This window comes from Campylobacter sp. 2014D-0258 (assembly GCF_008000495.1).
In the GTDB taxonomy this organism is placed as follows: domain Bacteria; phylum Campylobacterota; class Campylobacteria; order Campylobacterales; family Campylobacteraceae; genus Campylobacter_D; species Campylobacter_D jejuni.
Genome location: NZ_VOAR01000021.1, coordinates 145,660 through 163,863, shown reverse-complemented (window position 1 = coordinate 163,863; position 18,204 = coordinate 145,660). Strand labels below are relative to the sequence as shown.

General features: G+C 30.1%; 19 protein-coding genes and 1 pseudogene. 13 read left to right on the top strand and 7 right to left on the bottom strand.

Annotation, left to right across the window (positions count from 1 at the left end; genetic code table 11):
- Window positions 1-10 precede the first annotated feature (10 nt).
- From SR62_RS04065 to lpxD, 3 genes are read left to right on the top strand one after another with little or no spacing between them, the layout of a single operon-like run.
- Entirely contained in the window at window positions 11-1,711 is a 1,701-nt protein-coding gene (locus SR62_RS04065; protein WP_002872018.1) for an acetolactate synthase large subunit, read from the top strand.
- Window positions 1,708-2,172 carry an acetolactate synthase small subunit gene (gene ilvN / locus SR62_RS04060; RefSeq protein WP_002852211.1) on the top strand — a complete coding sequence of 155 codons (465 nt, stop codon included), beginning with the start codon at window positions 1,708-1,710 and terminating at the stop codon, window positions 2,170-2,172. The genes SR62_RS04065 and ilvN overlap by 4 nt, the downstream gene beginning before the upstream one ends.
- Window positions 2,169-3,125: a UDP-3-O-(3-hydroxymyristoyl)glucosamine N-acyltransferase gene (lpxD, locus tag SR62_RS04055; protein WP_052800894.1), complete on the top strand. Its 957-nt coding sequence runs from the start codon at window positions 2,169-2,171 to the stop codon at window positions 3,123-3,125. Before ilvN ends, lpxD begins: the two co-directional genes overlap by 4 nt.
- Here the strand turns inward: lpxD and SR62_RS04050 are convergent.
- The 5 genes from SR62_RS04050 to hemW form a co-directional block, all read right to left on the bottom strand.
- Entirely contained in the window at window positions 3,112-4,773 is a 1,662-nt protein-coding gene (locus SR62_RS04050) for a glycosyl transferase (RefSeq protein ID WP_147502271.1), read from the bottom strand. The two genes, lpxD and SR62_RS04050, sit on opposite strands and share 14 nt — an antisense overlap.
- Before the next feature lie 213 nt (window positions 4,774-4,986).
- The gene (gene queA, locus SR62_RS04045) at window positions 4,987-6,015 is read right to left on the bottom strand and encodes a tRNA preQ1(34) S-adenosylmethionine ribosyltransferase-isomerase QueA (RefSeq protein ID WP_002872022.1); all 1,029 of its coding nucleotides are present in this window, start codon (window positions 6,013-6,015) and stop codon (window positions 4,987-4,989) included.
- The gene (gene tatC / locus SR62_RS04040; RefSeq protein WP_147502270.1) at window positions 6,008-6,745 is read right to left on the bottom strand and encodes a twin-arginine translocase subunit TatC; all 738 of its coding nucleotides are present in this window, start codon (window positions 6,743-6,745) and stop codon (window positions 6,008-6,010) included. The genes queA and tatC overlap by 8 nt, the downstream gene beginning before the upstream one ends.
- A complete protein-coding gene (tatB, locus tag SR62_RS04035; protein WP_053872438.1) occupies window positions 6,738-7,154 on the bottom strand; it encodes a Sec-independent protein translocase protein TatB in 417 nt (138 codons plus the stop codon). The genes tatC and tatB overlap by 8 nt, the downstream gene beginning before the upstream one ends.
- A 58-nt stretch (window positions 7,155-7,212) precedes the next feature.
- A complete protein-coding gene (hemW, locus tag SR62_RS04030) occupies window positions 7,213-8,280 on the bottom strand; it encodes a radical SAM family heme chaperone HemW (protein WP_002872025.1) in 1,068 nt (355 codons plus the stop codon).
- 100 nt (window positions 8,281-8,380) lie between these two features.
- Here hemW and SR62_RS04025 point away from each other — a divergent pair, with 100 nt between their 5' ends.
- The 10 genes from SR62_RS04025 to cmoA are packed head-to-tail and all read left to right on the top strand — an operon-like array spanning window position 8,381 to window position 17,545.
- Entirely contained in the window at window positions 8,381-8,851 is a 471-nt protein-coding gene (locus SR62_RS04025; protein ID WP_087691793.1) for an RNA pyrophosphohydrolase, read from the top strand.
- 1 nt (window position 8,852) lies between these two features.
- Window positions 8,853-10,055, top strand: a complete 1,203-nt coding sequence (locus tag SR62_RS04020; protein ID WP_002892273.1) for an aspartate kinase — start codon at window positions 8,853-8,855, stop codon at window positions 10,053-10,055.
- Window positions 10,056-10,592 (top strand): HobA family DNA replication regulator, encoded by a 537-nt coding sequence (locus SR62_RS04015; protein WP_002852154.1) that lies wholly within the window; start codon window positions 10,056-10,058, stop codon window positions 10,590-10,592.
- Window positions 10,593-10,597: 5 nt separating this feature from the next.
- Window positions 10,598-11,197, top strand: coding sequence for a DNA polymerase III subunit delta' (locus SR62_RS04010; RefSeq protein ID WP_002872578.1), 600 nt, complete (start codon window positions 10,598-10,600; stop codon window positions 11,195-11,197).
- Window position 11,198: 1 nt separating this feature from the next.
- Window positions 11,199-12,341, top strand: a complete 1,143-nt coding sequence (gene folP / locus SR62_RS04005; protein ID WP_002892276.1) for a dihydropteroate synthase — start codon at window positions 11,199-11,201, stop codon at window positions 12,339-12,341.
- A complete protein-coding gene (gene ligA / locus SR62_RS04000) occupies window positions 12,342-14,285 on the top strand; it encodes an NAD-dependent DNA ligase LigA (protein WP_002892278.1) in 1,944 nt (647 codons plus the stop codon).
- Complete coding sequence (locus SR62_RS03995; protein ID WP_074484172.1) at window positions 14,266-15,270, top strand: hypothetical protein; 1,005 nt, start codon at window positions 14,266-14,268, stop codon at window positions 15,268-15,270. Before ligA ends, SR62_RS03995 begins: the two co-directional genes overlap by 20 nt.
- Window positions 15,267-16,028 (top strand): TlyA family RNA methyltransferase, encoded by a 762-nt coding sequence (locus SR62_RS03990; protein WP_002892282.1) that lies wholly within the window; start codon window positions 15,267-15,269, stop codon window positions 16,026-16,028. Before SR62_RS03995 ends, SR62_RS03990 begins: the two co-directional genes overlap by 4 nt.
- Window positions 15,994-16,848, top strand: coding sequence for a bifunctional riboflavin kinase/FAD synthetase (locus tag SR62_RS03985; protein ID WP_032603998.1), 855 nt, complete (start codon window positions 15,994-15,996; stop codon window positions 16,846-16,848). Before SR62_RS03990 ends, SR62_RS03985 begins: the two co-directional genes overlap by 35 nt.
- Window positions 16,835-17,545, top strand: coding sequence for a carboxy-S-adenosyl-L-methionine synthase CmoA (cmoA, locus tag SR62_RS03980; protein ID WP_074484166.1), 711 nt, complete (start codon window positions 16,835-16,837; stop codon window positions 17,543-17,545). Before SR62_RS03985 ends, cmoA begins: the two co-directional genes overlap by 14 nt.
- On the opposite strand, the pseudogene SR62_RS03975 reads toward cmoA, so the two are convergent.
- Together SR62_RS03975 and SR62_RS03970 are read right to left on the bottom strand one after the other, a co-directional pair.
- Window positions 17,535-17,755 (bottom strand): annotated as a pseudogene (locus tag SR62_RS03975) (EexN family lipoprotein). The gene cmoA and the pseudogene SR62_RS03975 sit on opposite strands and share 11 nt — an antisense overlap.
- Window positions 17,746-18,186, bottom strand: coding sequence for an EexN family lipoprotein (locus SR62_RS03970; RefSeq protein WP_002868898.1), 441 nt, complete (start codon window positions 18,184-18,186; stop codon window positions 17,746-17,748). The pseudogene SR62_RS03975 and the gene SR62_RS03970 overlap by 10 nt, the downstream one beginning before the upstream one ends.
- Window positions 18,187-18,204 lie beyond the last annotated feature (18 nt).

The window sequence follows — 18,204 nt, the reverse complement described above, 5'->3', positions numbered from 1 at the left end:
GAGTGTTATTATGAAAGAGTTAAGCGGTTCGGCAATGATTTGCGAGGCTTTAAAAGAAGAAAATGTTAAAATTGTTTTTGGTTATCCTGGAGGCGCTGCGCTTAATATTTATGATGAAATTTACAATCAAAAGTATTTTAAACATATTTTAGTGCGTCATGAACAAGCGGCTTTGCATGCTGCTGATGCTTACGCAAGAATGAGCGGAGAAGTGGGCGTAGCTATAGTTACAAGCGGACCAGGTTTTACAAATACTATTACAGGTCTAGCTACGGCTTATAGCGATTCTATCCCTTTGGTGTTGATTTCAGGGCAGGTGGCAAATTCTCTTATTGGTACAGATGCTTTTCAAGAAATTGATGCAGTAGGCATTTCAAGACCTTGTGTAAAGCATAATTATTTAGTTACTTGTATAGAAGAGTTTCCACGCATTTTAAAAGAGGCTTTTTATATAGCAAGAAGTGGTAGACCTGGGCCTGTGCATATAGATGTGCCAAAAGACGTAAGTGCAACTTTGGGACTTTGGGAATACTCTAAAGAAATTTCCATGAAGACTTATAAGCCCGTTTATAAGGGTAACTCAAAGCAAATTAAAAAATTTGCAGAGCTTTTAAAAGAAGCAAAAAGACCTTTGTTTTACTTAGGTGGAGGTTGCATCAGTTCTAATGCAAGCGAGCAAATCAGAGAGCTTATAAAATTTACAAAAATTCCAGCAGTTGAAACTTTGATGGCGCTTGGAACTTTAAGAAGTGATGATGTTTTTAATCTTAAAATGGCAGGCATGCATGGAAGCTATGCTGCTAATATGGCTTTAAGTGAGTGTGATTTGCTTGTGAGTGTAGGAGCGAGATTTGATGATAGGATTACAGGAAAAACAAGTGAATTTGCTAAACATGCGACTATAGTTCATGTTGATATTGATCCTAGTTCTATTTCAAAGATTATCAATGCGCATTATCCTATAGTAGGAGATATTAAAGAAGTTCTTAAAGAGCTTTTAGAAGAGCTTAAAAAGGAAAATTTCAACACAACTTTTAAAGAATGGCACGAAACTTTAAAGCGTTATAATGAACTTTATCCGCTTTCTTATGAAGATAGCAATGAGATTTTAAAACCGCAATGGGTGATTGAAGAATGTGCGAAAATGGCTCCAGATGCAAGGATTATTACTGATGTGGGTCAGCATCAAATGTGGGTGGCACAGTTTTATCCTTTTAATTATCCAAGACAACTTGCAACAAGCGGAGGGCAAGGAACTATGGGATATTCTTTACCTGCTGCTTTGGGTGCAAAGCTTGCTGTGGGTGAAGAAGTGGTGATTAATTTCGTAGGTGATGGATCGGTTTTAATGAATATCCAAGAGCTTATGACTGCTTATGAGTATGGTATAAAAGCTATAAATATTATTTTAAATAATGCCTTTTTAGGTATGGTAAGACAATGGCAAAGTATGTTTTATAAAGAGCATTTTTCACAAACTGATTTAAGCACTCAGCCTGATTTTATCAAAATTGCTCAAGGTTTTGGCTGTGAAGGTTATGAAATTTCAAGCAAAGAAGAATTCATTCAAGCTTTTAGCCAAGCTTTAAAAAGTGATAAAACCTCTCTTTTAAATGTAAAAATTGATCGCTTTGAAGATGTTTTACCTATGGTGCCTGCAGGAGGTGCGATTTATAATATGATTTTACCAAAGGCAAAGGATAGACAATGAGAAGGGTTTTATCGGTAATTGTTTTAAATGAGCATGGGGTTTTATCTCGTATAGTAGGACTTTTTTCAGGAAGAGGTTATAATATTGACTCGCTTACAGTAGCACCTTTGGAAAATAAAGAATTTTCTCGTATTAATATAGTCACTTCAGGAAATGAAAGAACTTTTGAGCAGATAGTCAAACAACTTCATAAGCTCATTCCTACTTATAAAGTGATAGAAAGTGAAGAATTTATTGACAAAGAAATGGCTTTGGTGAAAATTCCTTTAAATGAAAATTTAGGTGGACTTGATGCCGTTTTGAAAGCTTATAATGGTACTATTGCAAATAGCAATGAGAATTTTTTGTTTTTAATGGTTGCTGATGATGCAAATCGCATTGATAATTTTTTAAAAACAATTAAAAAATACAATCCTAGTGATATAGTTCGCAGTGGATCTGTTTTGATGGAGATTAAATGAAATTAAGTGAAATAGCAGAATTTTTAAGCTTGGAATATAAAGGCGAGGATATAGAAATCAGTGCTTTAAATTCTTTATTGAAAGCAAATTTTACAGAGCTTACTTATTGTGATGGTGAGAAAAATACCAAAGATATACCTCACACAGGAGCTGCTGCTATTTTAGTATCTAAAGAATATGAAAATTTAGTACCTAAAGATACTAAAGCTTTGATTACTCAAAGTCCACATTTGAGTTTTGCTTTTTTAAGCAAGCTTTTTGCTAAACCTTTGATAAGCACAGCTAAAGAAAAAGTACAAAATATCGCAAAAAGCGCAAGAATCATGCCTAATGTTTATATAGGTGATAATGTAAATATCGGTGAAAATGTAATCATTATGGCAGGAGCTTATATAGGCGATAATGTCAGCATTGGTGATGAGAGTATTATTCATCCTAATGTAGTGATTTATAATGATACTAAAATCGGTAAAAAATGTCATCTGCTTGCTAATTGTGTAATAGGAAGTGACGGTTTTGGTTATGCGCACAATAAAAACGGCGAACATTATAAAATTTATCATAATGGCAACGTGGTTTTAGAAGATTTTGTAGAAGTGGGGGCTTGTACAACTATAGATAGAGCAGTTTTTGATAGTACTATTATCAAAGCAGGTACTAAGGTAGATAATCTGGTTCAAATCGGACATAATTGCAATATAGGTCAAAATTGTATCATTGTGGCACAAACTGGAATTTCAGGTTCAAGTGAGTTAGGACGCAATGTTATTATGGGTGGTCAAAGTGCAACGAGTGGACATTTAAAAATAGGTGATTTTAGCACCATAGCTGCAAGAGGCGGTGTGAGTAAAAATTTAGAAGGTGGGCGTGTTTATGGTGGTTTTCCTATCATGCTTCAAAAAGATTGGCTAAAACTTCAAGCTAAGATTGCTATGAAGTTTAAGAAGGACTAGCTTTAAATTCTTTTTTTAGTCTTCTTACTTCAAAATAAAATTGTATATAGCCTCCCTTATACCAAGCTTTATTTGCTTGCATAAAAGCTAGTCCTAATTTATAAGTGAGGCTTTGTTTTTCTTTTAATGCTTCTTTATAATCTGGGTAATCTTCAAGCTTAGGAAGTTGGATTTTAGGATATTCTTTATGGGCGATTGTAAGGGCTATGAGGAGAAAAGGCATTTTAATATAGCCTAAAAGACTTTTTGAATTTTTTATCATGCAAGAGCCAAGTTTATAGGCAAGGTGATTGTGCATCCTGGCCTTGGCTGAATTAGCTTCTATAAGGGTGATTTTTGGCATAAAAAAATCAAGTTTTTTGCCTAATTTTTTAGCTAAAATTTCATTGCTTAATTTTTTTGAAATAAGCTCTTGTTCTAAATTTTCAAGTTCGAGTTTTTCTTTTTTGAAATGATGAGTATTGAGAGTATTTTGTAAAGTTTCGTTTTGCTTATTTAGTGTGTTAATCTTGGTATGAAGATGTGTAATTTGCTCTTGCAAAGGTTTTTGTTTGACACTATCCATTCTTTGACAATACTCTTCAATCAATTCTTTATAAAGCTCAAAAGGTGGAAGTATGTAGGTAAAATCATAAGTAATATCAATATTTTCTTTAGTTTCCAAACTTTGCAAGTCTATGTTTTTTTCGTAAAAATTCTCATCAGGCTTGACTAAGAAAAAATGAGCCAAACCTATATGGCTGATATTGTTTAAAATTTCAACATTTTTGTGTAGCCATATGCTACCTTCACTAAGTGCTTCATTGGTCTTATTAAAATATAAAAAACTTTCTTCATCAATAATGAAAAATTCCTCTAAAGTATGCAAATGATAGGAGTTTGAAGCTATACCTTTGATGATTTTTTGCTTTGTATTTTTTAGAATAAAGCTTGCGATATTATAGGGTTTAACTTCAAAAAAATTACAAATATAAATTCCTAAAATACCATATCCTGAGTAAGAATTTTGGAATTTTAAAACATTTTTTTCATCCAGTTTGTATATTTGTTCGTTTAGTAAAGAATTTTTAAGTTCCTTGCAGGATAAATTTTGATTAAAAAGTTCTTTAGGGGATTTTACAAGAAAATGGGGCATTTTAAAATGGGTTTGTAGATGTTTTTTGAAGATATGAAGATTGGCTATGATTTTTTCGCCAGTAATTCTCATTATAGAAGAAAGTTGATGAAGACAGTCTGTGGTAACAAAAAAGGGATTAAGTCCTTTTTCATTATAATATCTTTGCATGTCAATGCAATTAAAATTATATTGCTTGATTTTTTCTCTATTAAAATTATCAATGATTTTTATGTGTTTAGCCGTGTTTTCACTAGGCTCTAAGGGTAGGATGAGAAAAATTACTTTTGTATTTAAATTAGCCAGAGCCTTACATAAAAGCTCGAAATTTCTAGCCAAGATTTGAAAACAAAGCCCACTTCTAGCGAACATATCGTATTCATTGATATTAGTTTCTATAAGAATAGCTTCGGCATTTTTGAAAAGTTCTTGATTTTTAGGATGAGTGAGTTCGTAAAGTTTTTGAAGTCCATCACAGCCACCTAGGGCAAGATTATGAAATTCTAATCCCCCCCCCCCATTTTTCAATGCCATCTTTTAAGCCTTTTTGTAAGCCAATGTGAATGAGAGAATTGCTTCCACCAAGCAAAATGATATTTTTCATATTTAAATCCTTAAAATATAAAATAAAAGAGTGATTATATCAAAAAAAAAATAAAATTAGAAGGGTTTTTAAATCTAAAAAGCTAGAGTTGAAAAAGAGAGTTAAAGTTAAAAAGGTGGTATTTTTTGGCGGGGAGCTGACATTTATAAAATCAGCATCGCATCGCCATAAGAGTAAAAGCGATATTTTTCTTTTATGGCGAGTTCATAAAGTTTTAAACACTGTTCTCTACCGATAAAAGCTGAAACTAGCATGATAAGAGTAGATTTTGGTAAATGAAAATTGGTTAAAAGATGATTTTGTCTTATAGGTGGATTTTGCGGGTGTAAAAAAAGATCACAAAAACCATTTTTTGTTTTAGTTCTTGCATAATATTCTATGGTTCTTGTTACCGTTGTTCCTACGCCTAAAATAGCTTGTTTAGAATCTATAATTTCACATGCTCTCTTAGGAATATTAAAAAATTCGCTATGCATTTTATGCTCTTGTATATTTTCGCATTCCACGCTTTTAAAGGTTCCAGCTCCTACATGTAAGGTTAAATGATAAATTTCGTGTTTTTTTCTTAAATTTTCAAGCATAGTCTCACTAAAATGTAAACTTGCAGTCGGAGCAGCCACTGCGCCTAAATTTTTTGCAAAGATACTTTGATAATCTTTTAAATCGCTTTTTTCATCCTCTCTTTTAATATAAGGAGGCAAGGGTATATGTCCTATTTTGTCAAGTAGGTTGTAAAGATTTGAGGTGTCTAAGGTTTTATCATTTTGAAAAAATTGAACTTTTCGAAGACCATCATTTAAAAGTTCTACAACGCGCGCTTTTAAATCCTCTTTAAAATATAAGATTTCATCTTTTTTAACACGCCCTTTAATTTGAGCTAGAAAAAGTGGATTGTGAGAATTTAAAAAAGGTTGATGTAAGAAAAGCTCTATTTTTCCTCCACTTGCTTTATTACCATAAATTCTTGCTTTAATAACTTTGGTATCATTGAAAAAAATCGCGCAGTTGGGTAAAAAGTCTTGTAAATTTTTAAAAGTAGTATGAAAAATTTCTTTGTTTTTGCGATCAAAAACCAAAAGCCTAGCATCTTCTTTTGGATTTGTAGGATAGTTGGCTATGAGTTCATTAGCTAGAGTGTAATTATAGCTTGAAAGAAGTAAGTCTTTATTCATCACTTTCTTTATCTTTTGGGGCAGGATTTACCTTTTGAACAATTAAAATAGAAAGTCCATAAAGTCCGCAAAGTGGTCCTGCCATTAAAAATTGAGATAAAACATCAGGTGGAGTCATAAAGGCTGAAAAAACAAAAATAACTAAAACAGCTATGCGAAAATGGCGTTTTAAAAAACTATCATCTATAAGTCCGATTTTAGCAAAGAAAAAGGTAATTACAGGCATTTCAAAAGCTAAGCCAAAAGCCACAACAACTTTCGTAAAAAAATCTACATAAGTTCCTATGGTAATCACAGGATTAAAATCTTCATTTAAACCAAAATTAATTAAAAATTTAAAAGCCAAAGGCACTACAACAAAATAGCAAAAACAAGCCCCCAAGGCAAACATAATGCTTGCAAAGCTAACAAAAGGCACCACAAGGCGTTTTTCATTATCATAAAGTCCTGGAGCTACAAATTTCCAAAATTGCCAAAAAATTACAGGTAGAGAAAAGATAAAGGCTGCAAAAAAACTAACCTTCATTGCGGTAAATAAGGCTTCTTGTACTTCAATTACATTCACATGTTTGGCTACTTCGGGTAAAACAGCTATAAGTGGAGCTTTTAAAATATCTAAGATATAGCTTCGTAGAGCAAAACATACAATAAACATAACTACAATGCAAGCAACGCTTATAAAAAGGCGTTTTCTAAGTTCTATTAAATGAGGTTTTAATTCTTCAAACATTTATTTTTCCGTTTTTATCTTGTGTTTCTAATTTGCTAAGATTTGGTTTTTCTTCTGTATTTAAATTTTGTCCGCTAAGGTTATTTTTTGTGTTATCATCTCTGCTATCAAAGGTTAAATCTACTTTTGTTTTATCTAAAATATCTCTTTTAAGGTCATCAAATTCTTCAAAACTGAGTTTTTTGCGTATATTTTCATTAGTGCTTGAAAATTCATCTTTGTATTTCTTAGCTTCTTCTTTTAAGTCATTGATGCGTATTTCTTTTTCTATGCTTGATTTTGCATCATCTATGTTGCGTTTTACAGCCTTTAGAATTTTTGCTATTTGCACTATAGCTTCTGGAAGTTTATCAGGTCCTAAGACTAAAATCGCTACAACTAAAATAACTATAATTTCACCAAAACTCATTAATCATTACTCTTTGATTTGATATTTTAAATAAATATTTTACTTAAAAAACTTAAATTTAAGATGAGAGATATAAAGCAAGTTCATCGCTAATGAGAAAATTAGGATTAAAATATCTTTTATTTTTGTAAAAAAGTTTTTTTTCTTTTAATAATATATTTATTTTGTTTTTTTGCCATTGATTGAGTTTTGTTTCATCAATCCCTACTATACTTCTAAGTCCTAAAAATAGGTGCTCTAAATTCAAGTCTTTGGAACTTAGTTGCTCTATAGATCTAAAAGTAGGATTTTCTATGTAATTTTTTAAATTTTTTGCTGTATAAAAACGCTTATTTTCATAAAATCCTACTGCACTTAATCCACAAGCTAGGTAGTTTTTTCCTTGCCAATAAGCAAGATTATGTTTGCAAATTTGGGCTTTGGTTTTTGAAAAATTACTGATTTCATATTGAAAAAAGTCAAGCTCTAGAAGTTGTTTGATGAAAAATTTCATTAAATTAGGAGCATTTTTTTTGAAATGTTCTTTTTTAGCAAAGGCTGTGTTTGATTCTATGGTTAAATTATAAGCACTAAGGTGTGTGATTAAATCCTTGATTTGTTTTAAGTGTAAGAGTTCAAATTCAAGCATTTTTTTATTGTCTAATTTCGTATCATAAATAAGATCTAAATTGATATTTTTAAAACCTACTTTATTTGCGTTTTCTAATGTTTTGATAATCATTTCTTGATTGTGAATTCTTCCAAGAAAGTGAAGTTTTTTAGGATGAAAACTTTGAACTCCAAAAGAAATGCGATTAACTCCTAGATTTTTCATATTTTTAAGCCAATTTAATGTTGCTGAGTTGGGATTAGCTTCGCATGAAATTTCTACATTTTTATCTAGTAAGGGATATAAAATTTTAAAAATATCTTCATAATTATACGCATTAACACAACTTGGTGTTCCTCCGCCTATGAATAAGGTTTTAATTTGATTTGATTGAATGTTAAATTGTTTTAATTGAAAAACAATATCTTCTTTTAAAGCCTTAAAATAGGCTTTTTCATAATCATTTTTTTTCAAACTTGTAAAAGCGCAATAATTACATTTGCTTTCACAAAATGGAATATGGATATAAAAATGCATAAAAACCCTAAAATATTTTATTAAATTTTTAATGTATTTTAATAAAAATTTGATTTGATTTAGGTTAAAATTATATCCTTGAGATTTAAGGAACAATATTGTGGAAAACGAGAAAAATTATAGACCAAATGTTGCAGCTATTGTTTTATCAAGTTCTTATCCTTTTGAGTGTAAGATTTTTATAGCTAGAAGAAGTGATATGGATAATATTTGGCAATTTCCACAAGGAGGTATTGATAAAGGTGAAAGTGTCAAAAACGCTTTATTTAGAGAACTAAAAGAAGAAATAGGCACTGATGAGGTTGAAATCATTGCCGAGTATCCAGAATGGTTGAGTTATGATTTTCCGAGTAAAATTGTTAAAAAAATGTATCCTTATGATGGGCAGATTCAAAAATATTTTTTAGTGCGTTTAAAACACGGTGTTACAATCAATATCAATACCAAGCATCCTGAATTTGATGATTATCAATTTGTGAGTGTTAAACAAATTTTTGAAATGATTAATCATTTCAAAAAAAATATTTATGTTAAAGTGATCAAATATTTTGAAGAGAAAGGTTATATCTAAAATGCTTATAGTTCAAAAATATGGTGGAACAAGCGTTGGAACACTTGAGCGTATTGAAGCCGTAGCCAATAGGGTTATCCAAAGTGCGCAACAGGGTGATCAACTTGTTGTTGTAGTATCTGCAATGAGTGGGGTGACAAATACTCTTATCGAGCAAGCTGAATATTTTAGTAAAACCCCTAATGGTAAAGATATGGATATGCTTTTAAGCAGTGGAGAGCGTGTAACAAGCGCTTTACTTTCTATTGCTTTAAATGAAAAGGGTTATCCTGCTATATCATTTTCTGGGAGAAAAGCAGGAATTATTACAGATAGTGTTTTTACAAAGGCAAGAATTCATCATATTGATACAAAAGCGATAAAATCAGAACTTCAAAATGGTAAAATAGTCGTTATAGCAGGTTTTCAAGGTGTAGATGAGGAAGGTAATGTAACTACTTTAGGGCGTGGTGGAAGCGATTTAAGTGCTGTGGCGGTAGCAGGTGCTTTAAATGCGGATTTGTGTGAAATTTATACTGATGTTGATGGGGTTTATACAACAGATCCAAGAATTGAACCAAAGGCAAAGAAATTGGATAAAATTTCTTATGAAGAAATGCTTGAACTTGCAAGTTTAGGTGCAAAAGTTTTGCAAAATCGTTCTGTAGAGCTTGCAAAAAAATTAAATGTTAATTTAGTAACTAGAAGTAGTTTTAACAATAACGAAGGAACAATGATAACAAAGGAAGATGGAATGGAACAAGCTTTAGTAAGTGGTATTGCTTTGGATAAAAATCAAGCAAGAGTGACTTTAAGAAATATAGAAGATAAGCCTGGAATCGCAGCTGAAATTTTTTCTGTTTTAGCAAATGAAAATATTAATGTAGATATGATTATACAAAATGTTGGAGTTGATGGTGCTACAAATTTGGGTTTTACGGTTCCTCAAAATGAACTTGAATTAGCCAAAAATGCTATGCAAAAAATTTTAAGCTCAAAAACAACTATAGAAAGTGATAGTGCTGTAGTAAAAGTTTCTATAGTCGGCGTAGGTATGAAATCACATTCAGGAGTGGCAAGTAAAGCTTTTAAAGCTTTAGCTGATGAGGGGATTAATATCGGTATGATTTCTACTAGTGAAATAAAAATTTCAATGATAGTTCATGAAAAATACGGAGAACTTGCAGTTAGAGCACTACATGAGTGCTACGGACTTGATAAATAAATGAGTGATTTTTTAAGTTTTACTCTTGAAAATATTCGCAATGGCGGAGCTTTTATGGCATGGTTGGAGTCGCGTCGTTTAGAATGGGCTCCTTTGATGGCTGCAAGACTTAAATATCTTTTAGAAGGACGCACTTTTGTATTAATGTGTGATGAACAAAGATCTTGGTATGAAGAGTATTTTTTAAAAAATATAAATTCAAAAGCTACTCGTCCCATGCTCCCTTTTGTGTCGTTAAATTCTTTATGTAAGAAGAAAGTACAAAGTTCAGAAGATATAGCTTTACTTAATGACTTACTTGACATTTCTTTTCCTAATGGTTATGTATATTTTTATATAGGAAGTGCTTCTGATAATAAATCTTTAATCGCTAAATCAAGAGATGATAGTTTATTGTGGCTTTTTGATGAGCAGTTACAAGATAGTTTTTATTTAAATTCTAAAGATAAAGACTTGGATATCAAGCTTATTAGTTTATATCAACTTTTTGATGTAAGTTTGGATGCAATATTATTTTCCAAGGTGCAATTAGGATAAATATTTTGTTTATTAGTAAGATTATTATCAGTGAAGATTTTTTAGGTATTAAGGAAGAAATGATTAATAATTTTGGTATTAAAAAATTAAGATTTTTTATACCACAAAATGAATTTTTACTTGATGATGCAAGAGCGGTTGAAAAAGAAAGCTATATCGCAGAAACTGAAGAAAAAATTATTGTTTTAATGGCGGATTCTTATAGGATAGAAGCGCAAAATTTTTTACTTAAACTTCTTGAAGAACCTCCAAAAAATATTAAATTTCTTATCGTGGTACCTTCTAAAAATTTACTTTTACCTACTATAAAATCGCGTCTTATTTGTGAAAAAAGAAAAGTTGAAAAGGAGGTTAAAAAACTTGATTTAGACCTTAAAAGAATGGATTTAAGAATGCTTTTTGATTTTTTGCAAAAAAATGAAAATTTGGATAAAAATGAACTTATGGATCAAATTGCATTACTTGCTAAAGAATGTGTAAAATATAAAGATTTTAATGCTGAAGAATTAGAGTTCTTTTATGAAAGTTATGAGCTTGCAAAATTAAATTCTAAAAGTGGGGTACTTTTGGCTACTCTTTTATTAAATTACTATACAAAGAAATAAAATGAAATTTTTTAAAATCAATCCAAATACCGATTTTAATTTACTTTGTTCTTTCATAAATCCCCATAAAATGGGGCAAAAGATCATGAGTGAAAAAACAAAAACTCATTTTATTTTTATCAAAGATATTTCTACTCCTGCAGCAAATATTTTAAAACAAGATGCTTTAAGAGTAGGAGCTGAACTCATCACCCATAAAGAAGTAATTACTGCCAAAATTACTCATTCAAATGCGCTTTTAATGGCAAGTAAAGAGCAAATTCAAAAGCTTATTGTCAAAGAAAAACTTCAAGATTTTGGACTTAAAAATTTGGCTCTTTTTTTGCAAAAAGATTTTTTAAAACCGAAAAAAGCCGAGCTTATGGCAGTGATTAATGTCAATGAAGACAGTTTTAATGCAAAAAGTCGTGTGAGTGAAGAAGGCTTTGAAAAAAGGCTTAATGACTTTCTTGCTTTAAAGCCTGAATATATCGATATAGGTGCGGTAAGTTCAAGACCTGGGAGTGAGTATTGTGGTAAGGAAGAGGAATTTAAAAGACTGAAAAAAGTACTTGACTTAATTTATGAGAAAAATTATTACGAACAAGCAATTTTTAGTTTAGATAGTTTTGATGAATATTGTCTAGAATATGCTTTAAATAAGGGTTTTAAACTCATTAATGATATTACAAGTTTAAGAAATCTTAATCTAGCCAAACTTGCAAGTAAATATGGGGCAAAATATTGCTTAATGCACATACAAAACAATCCAAATAACATGCAAGATAATCCTTTTTATGAAGATTTGCTTGATGAGATGACTTTGTTTTTTAAAGAAAAACTTGAGCTTTTAGAAAGTTTTGGAGTAAAAGAAAGTATTTTAGATGTAGGTATTGGTTTTGGAAAGAGTGCAGGGCATAATATGATTTTAATCAAACACTTAGAGCATTTTTTGCAATTTAACAAGCCTTTGCTTATAGGTGCGAGTCGCAAAAGTGTGATTAATGCGTATTTTCAAAGCGAGATTAAAGATCGTTTAGCAGGAACTTTGTATTTGCATTTAAAGGCTTTTGAAAATGGTGCTAGTGTTATAAGAGTGCATGATTTATATGAGCACAAACAACTTTTTGCTTTAGCACAGGCAATGGATAATATAGGAGTTTAGATGAAAAAAGAAGAGTATTTAGAAAAAGTTGCTTTAGCAAATTTGTGGATGAGGGCATATTATGAAAAAGATGAACCCTTGGCTAGCGATGAAGAATACGATGCTTTAATCAGAGAATTAAGAGTTTTTGAAGAACAAAATAAAGATGAAATTTCAAAAGACTCTCCAACGCAAAAAATAGCTCCTACTATACAAAGCGAGTTTAAAAAAATAGCTCATTTAAAGCGTATGTGGTCGATGGAAGATGTGTTTGATGAGAGTGAGCTTAGGGCTTGGGCAAAACGTGCAAAATGTGAAAAAAACTTTTTTATAGAGCCTAAATTTGATGGAGCGAGTTTAAATTTGCTTTATGAAAATGGTAAATTAGTAAGCGGTGCCACTAGGGGCGATGGCGAAGTGGGTGAGGATATAACGCTTAATGTTTTTGAGATAGAAAATATACCTAAAAATATAGCCTATAAAGAAAGGATAGAAATTCGTGGAGAAGTGGTGATTTTAAAAGATGATTTTGAGAAAATCAACGAAAAAAGAGCCCTTTTAAATCAAAGTTTATTTGCCAATCCACGCAATGCTGCAAGCGGGAGTTTAAGGCAGCTTGATACAAGCATCACTAAAGAAAGAAATTTAAAATTTTATCCTTGGGGAGTAGGGGAAAATACCTTAAATTTCACCAAGCATAGCGAGGTGATGCAATTTATCAGAGAGCTTGGTTTTTTAAAAGATGATTTTATTAAGCTTTGTGCTAATTTAGATGAGCTTTTAAAAGCTTATGATGAGCTTTTAGCTCTAAGAGAAAAAAAGCCTATGATGATGGACGGTATGGTGGTAAGAATTGATGATCTTGTACTTTGTGAAGAATTAGGCTATACGGTAAAATTTCCAAAATTTATGGCAGCTTTTAAATTTCCTGCACTTGAAAAAACCACGCGTTTAATAGGCGTAAATTTACAAGTGGGAAGAAGTGGAGTGATCACTCCTGTGGCGGTTTTAGAACCTGTAAATTTAGATGGGGTTGTAGTAAAATCAGCCACCCTTCATAATTTTGATGAGATTGCAAGACTTGATGTTAAAATCAATGATTTTGTAAGCGTGATAAGAAGTGGCGATGTTATCCCTAAAATCACTAAGGTTTTTAAAGATCGTAGAGAAGGTTTAGAGATGGAAATTTCACGCCCTAAGCTTTGTCCTACTTGCCAAAGTGAGCTTTTAGATGAAGGAACTTTAATAAAATGTCAAAATATAGATTGTGAGGATAGACTTGTAAATTCTATCATTCATTTTGTTTCTAAAAAATGTCTTAATATCGACGGGCTTGGAGAAAATATAGTAGAGCTTTTATACAAACACAAAAAAATCACTACGCTTGAGAGCATTTTTCATTTAAAATTTAATGATTTTGAAGGTTTGGAAGGCTTTAAGGAAAAGAAAATTAACAATCTTTTAAATGCTATAGAACAAGCAAGAGAATGTGAGCTTTTTCGTTTTATCACAGCTTTAGGAATAGAGCATATTGGCGAGGTTGCGGCTAAAAAATTAAGTTTAAGTTTTGGTAAAGAGTGGCACAAGCAAAGCTTTGAAGCTTATGCCAATTTAGAAGGTTTTGGAGAGCAAATGGCTTTAAGTCTTTGCGAATTTACGCGTGTTAATCGTACAAGAATTGATGAGTTTTACAAGCTTTTAAATTTGAAAATAGAAAAACTTGAAATCAAAAGCGATGGTGTGATTTTTGGTAAAACTTTTGTGATTACAGGTACTCTTTCACGCCCAAGAGATGAGTTTAAGGCTTTGATAGAAAAGCTTGGGGGTAAGGTAAGCGGCTCAGTTTCTAAAAAGACTGACTATGTGCTTTTTGGAGAAGAGGCAGGTTCTAAGCTGAGTAAGGCTAAAGAGCTTGAAGTAAAATGTATAGATGAAAGTGCTTTTAATGAGCTTGTTAAAGAATAGTTCTTATATTTTAACGCTTTTAAGCCTTTTTGGCTTTTTACTAACTTGGCAAAGGACTGTTTTTTCTTTATTTTTTTTAATTCCTATTTTTTTAACACTTTTTTGGGAATTCTTTTTATTTTTAAAGCTTAGAAAAAATATTATAAAAGAAGCTACTTTGATTAAGGGAAGTTTGTTTTATCGTATTAGCATGGGGGATTTTTATCTTTATATTTTTAGTTTTTTCTTGGCGATTTTTGGACTTATTTCTTTATTTTTAAATTTTTTAAATCTTGAAAAAATTGATTTTGTTTTTATATTTATAATTTTGCCTTTATTGATGATATTTTTAAAAAAAGAATTACATTTGCAATTTGTAGATAATGCTTATAATGATTTTAGAATAGTTGTTATCGCTAGTTTTTTTACTGCTTTATTTTATGCATTTTATGGGCTTTTTTTTACTTACAATGAAATTTTAAATTTAGAACTTTTTTCTAGGAAAATCATTGCTTATAAGAGTGCTTCTTTTGTTTATTTTGATTTTTTGTCTGAATTTTTACATTTTGTTTCAAATTTAAAATTTTTTATTTTTTCTTATTTTGGATATTTGGGATTTAGGGTTTTAAATTTTATTTTTGATTTTTTTAATTTTTTTATGTTTTGTTCTCTTTTGGCTTTTGTTTTTAATTTTGTTTTGAAAATAAAGATAAAAATAATTGTTTTATTTTTGTGTTTTATCATGGTTTTAGCAAGTTATTTTTTAAAAGAGCAAAGAAATAATGCCTTAAAATCTGAACAAGAACAAATACTTTTATGGATGAATAATTTTGATTTTTTAAAAGATCATAATTTAAGTTTAATTCAAAAAGAAAAAGATCTTTTTGAAAAAGATCTTAAAGATCTTAGAGAAATTTTTAAAAAAAATGCTTTTGAAATAGGCATTTGGTGGTTTTCTAAAGAAAAAGAAGACTTGGAAAAAAGAATAAATGAGAGTTTAAAATGAGATTTGATTTTTTTGTTTCAAAGCGTTTAAATATCAGTAGAAATAAAGCTTTAGAGCTTATAGAAAATGAAGAGGTTTTGCTTAATGGTAAAAGTTTTAAAGCTTCTTTTGATGTGAAAAATTTTTTAGAAAATTTAAAAAAAACGCAAGATTTAAATCCTGAAGATATACTTTTAGCTGATGAGTTAAAATTGGATCTTTTAAGTGAAATTTATGTTTCAAGAGCAGCTTTAAAATTAAAAAATTTCTTAGAAGAAAATGATATTGAAATAAAACATAAAAATTGTCTTGATATAGGATCTAGTACGGGTGGTTTTGTACAAATTTTACTTGAAAATCAGGCTTTAAAAATCACTGCTCTTGATGTGGGTAGTAATCAACTCCATCCAAGTTTAAGAGCAAATGAAAAAATTATCTTGCATGAAAATATAGATCTTAGAGCCTTTAAAAGTGAAGAAAAATTTGAACTTGTTACTTGTGATGTGAGTTTTATTTCTCTTATTAATTTACTTTATTATATCGATAATTTAGCTTTAAAGGAAATTATCTTACTTTTTAAGCCTCAGTTTGAAGTAGGGAAAAATATCAAAAGAGATAAAAAGGGTGTTTTAAAAGATGATAAGGCAATCTTAAAGGCAAGAATGGATTTTGAAAAAGAATGTGCTAAATTGGGTTGGCTTTTAAAAAATACGCAAAAATCAAGCATTAAAGGAAAGGAAGGTAATGTTGAATATTTTTACTACTATATCAAAAATTAATATTACTTCTTTAGCCATAGGTTGTTTTGATGGTATGCATTTAGGACATCTAAAACTTGTAAAATGTTTAGATGAGAATGGGGCTTTGTTAGTTATTAATAAATTTAAGGGTCAATTTCTTTGTTCAAATCGTCAAAAAGAAGAAATTTCAGGAAAAAAAGTTATAGAAGTGGATTTTGAAAGTATAAAATCTTTAGATGGTAAAGATTTTTTAAGCTTTTTGAAAAAAGAATTTGTCAATTTAAAATTTATAGTGGTGGGATATGATTTTTCTTTTGGGAAAAATAGGGCTTATGATGCTAAAGATATTGAGTCTTTAAGTGGGATAAAAACTATAATAGTTGATGAATTTAGCATAGGCGGAATAGGTGTTCATGCAAGTTTAATTAAGGATTTTTTATCAAAAGCAAATTTGCAAAAAGCAAAAGAATTTTTAGGAAGAGATTATAGTATCAAAGGGAAGATGATTAAAGGACAAGGTTTGGGCTCTAAAGAACTTTTTGCGACTATAAATTTAGATTGTAAAGGCTATTTTTTACCTCAAAATGGTGTTTATGCTACTTTGTTAAAAAGCCAAAAAAATATTTATAAAAGTGTGAGTTTTTTAGGCATAAGATCAAGCGATGAAAATTTTGCTATAGAAAGTCATATTTTAGAAGAATTGGGTGAAAATTTCACGCAAGGGGAGTTTTTCGAACTTGAGTTTATATCTTTTCTAAGAGAGAATCAAAAATTTCAAGATCTAAAAAAACTTAAAAATCAAATTGCTAAAGACATAGAGCAAGCTAAAGAATTATTAAGGAAAAATGATGAAAGATGAACTTTTTAAACAAAGCCCTAAAAAACAATTTGAATTTGATAAAAGCGTGGCCAGTGTTTTTGATGATATGATCAATCGTTCTGTACCATTTTATAGAGAAAATTTAGAACTTTGTAGTAATTTATTGGCTAAAATTTTACCCACAAATGCAAGTGTTTGTGATTTGGGCTGCTCGAGTGCTAATTTTTTGATTTTTTTGGCAAATCTAAGAAAGGATTTTAAACTTTTTGGCGTGGATAATTCTGCTTCTATGCTTGAAGTCGCAAAGTCAAAAGCTAAAGCTTATGGGCTTGATATAAGTTTTTTTGAAGCTAATTTATGTGAATTTGATTTTTTTGTTTGCGATGTTTTTGTGGCAAATTATACCATGCAGTTTATTCGCCCTCCTAAAAGACAAGAATTACTTGATAAAATTTATAAAAATTTAAACTCTAAAGGCATTTTGATTATGAGTGAAAAAATCCTTTATGAAGATGCTTTTTTGTCTAAAAATATCATAGAACTTTATGCAGATTATAAAGAAAAACAAGGTTATTCTAAATTTGAAATTGCAGCTAAAAGAGAAGCTTTAGAAAATGTTTTAATTCCTTATAGTCAAAAAGAAAATTTAAACATGCTAGAAAAGGCAGGTTTTAAGAAAACAGAAAGTATTTTTAAATGGGCTAATTTTGAAACTTTCATAGCTTTTAAGGATTAGAAATATTTTCTTCTTCCCATTCATCTTTTGGAAAACCTACCTTATACGCATTAACACAATCTTGACTGATGATAGCTTTGTGTCTGCATTCTAAACTTCTTTTTTCGCTTCTTCAGGGTGATTTTGATAATATTCTACACTTTTGGTTTGTTCGCATGCTGCAAAAAATATACCAATAAGGCTTAAAAAAAGAGTTATTTTCATGGTAATTTTTCCTGTGTTATATTAACATCATCGCTAAAGATAGAACTTTGATTGTTTTCTGTTGTTTTGGAAGGATAAATTTCAGAAGGTGTTTCTGTTATAGGTGGTATTATAATACTTTCATTATTTTCTGAACTTTGGTTAATATCTTTTGTGGTTTTTTCTTTTTTTAAATCATTTTGTTTTAAAGTTTCTAATATTTGATTATCAGATTTTTTTGGTGTATTTGGACTGTATTTACTCTCTTCATTTGTTGGTTTAACACCAACTTTTAATGCATTAATACAATCTTCGCTAAGAGTTCCGCTTTCTTTGCATTCTTTCGCTTTTTCTTTTGCTTCGCTAGGATGATTTTTGTAGTAATTTTCTGTTTTGCTATCGCAAGCTGTTATATTAATAACTATTAAAATCGTAAGTAAAATACTTAGTCTTCGCATTTATCAATCTCCTAAAAT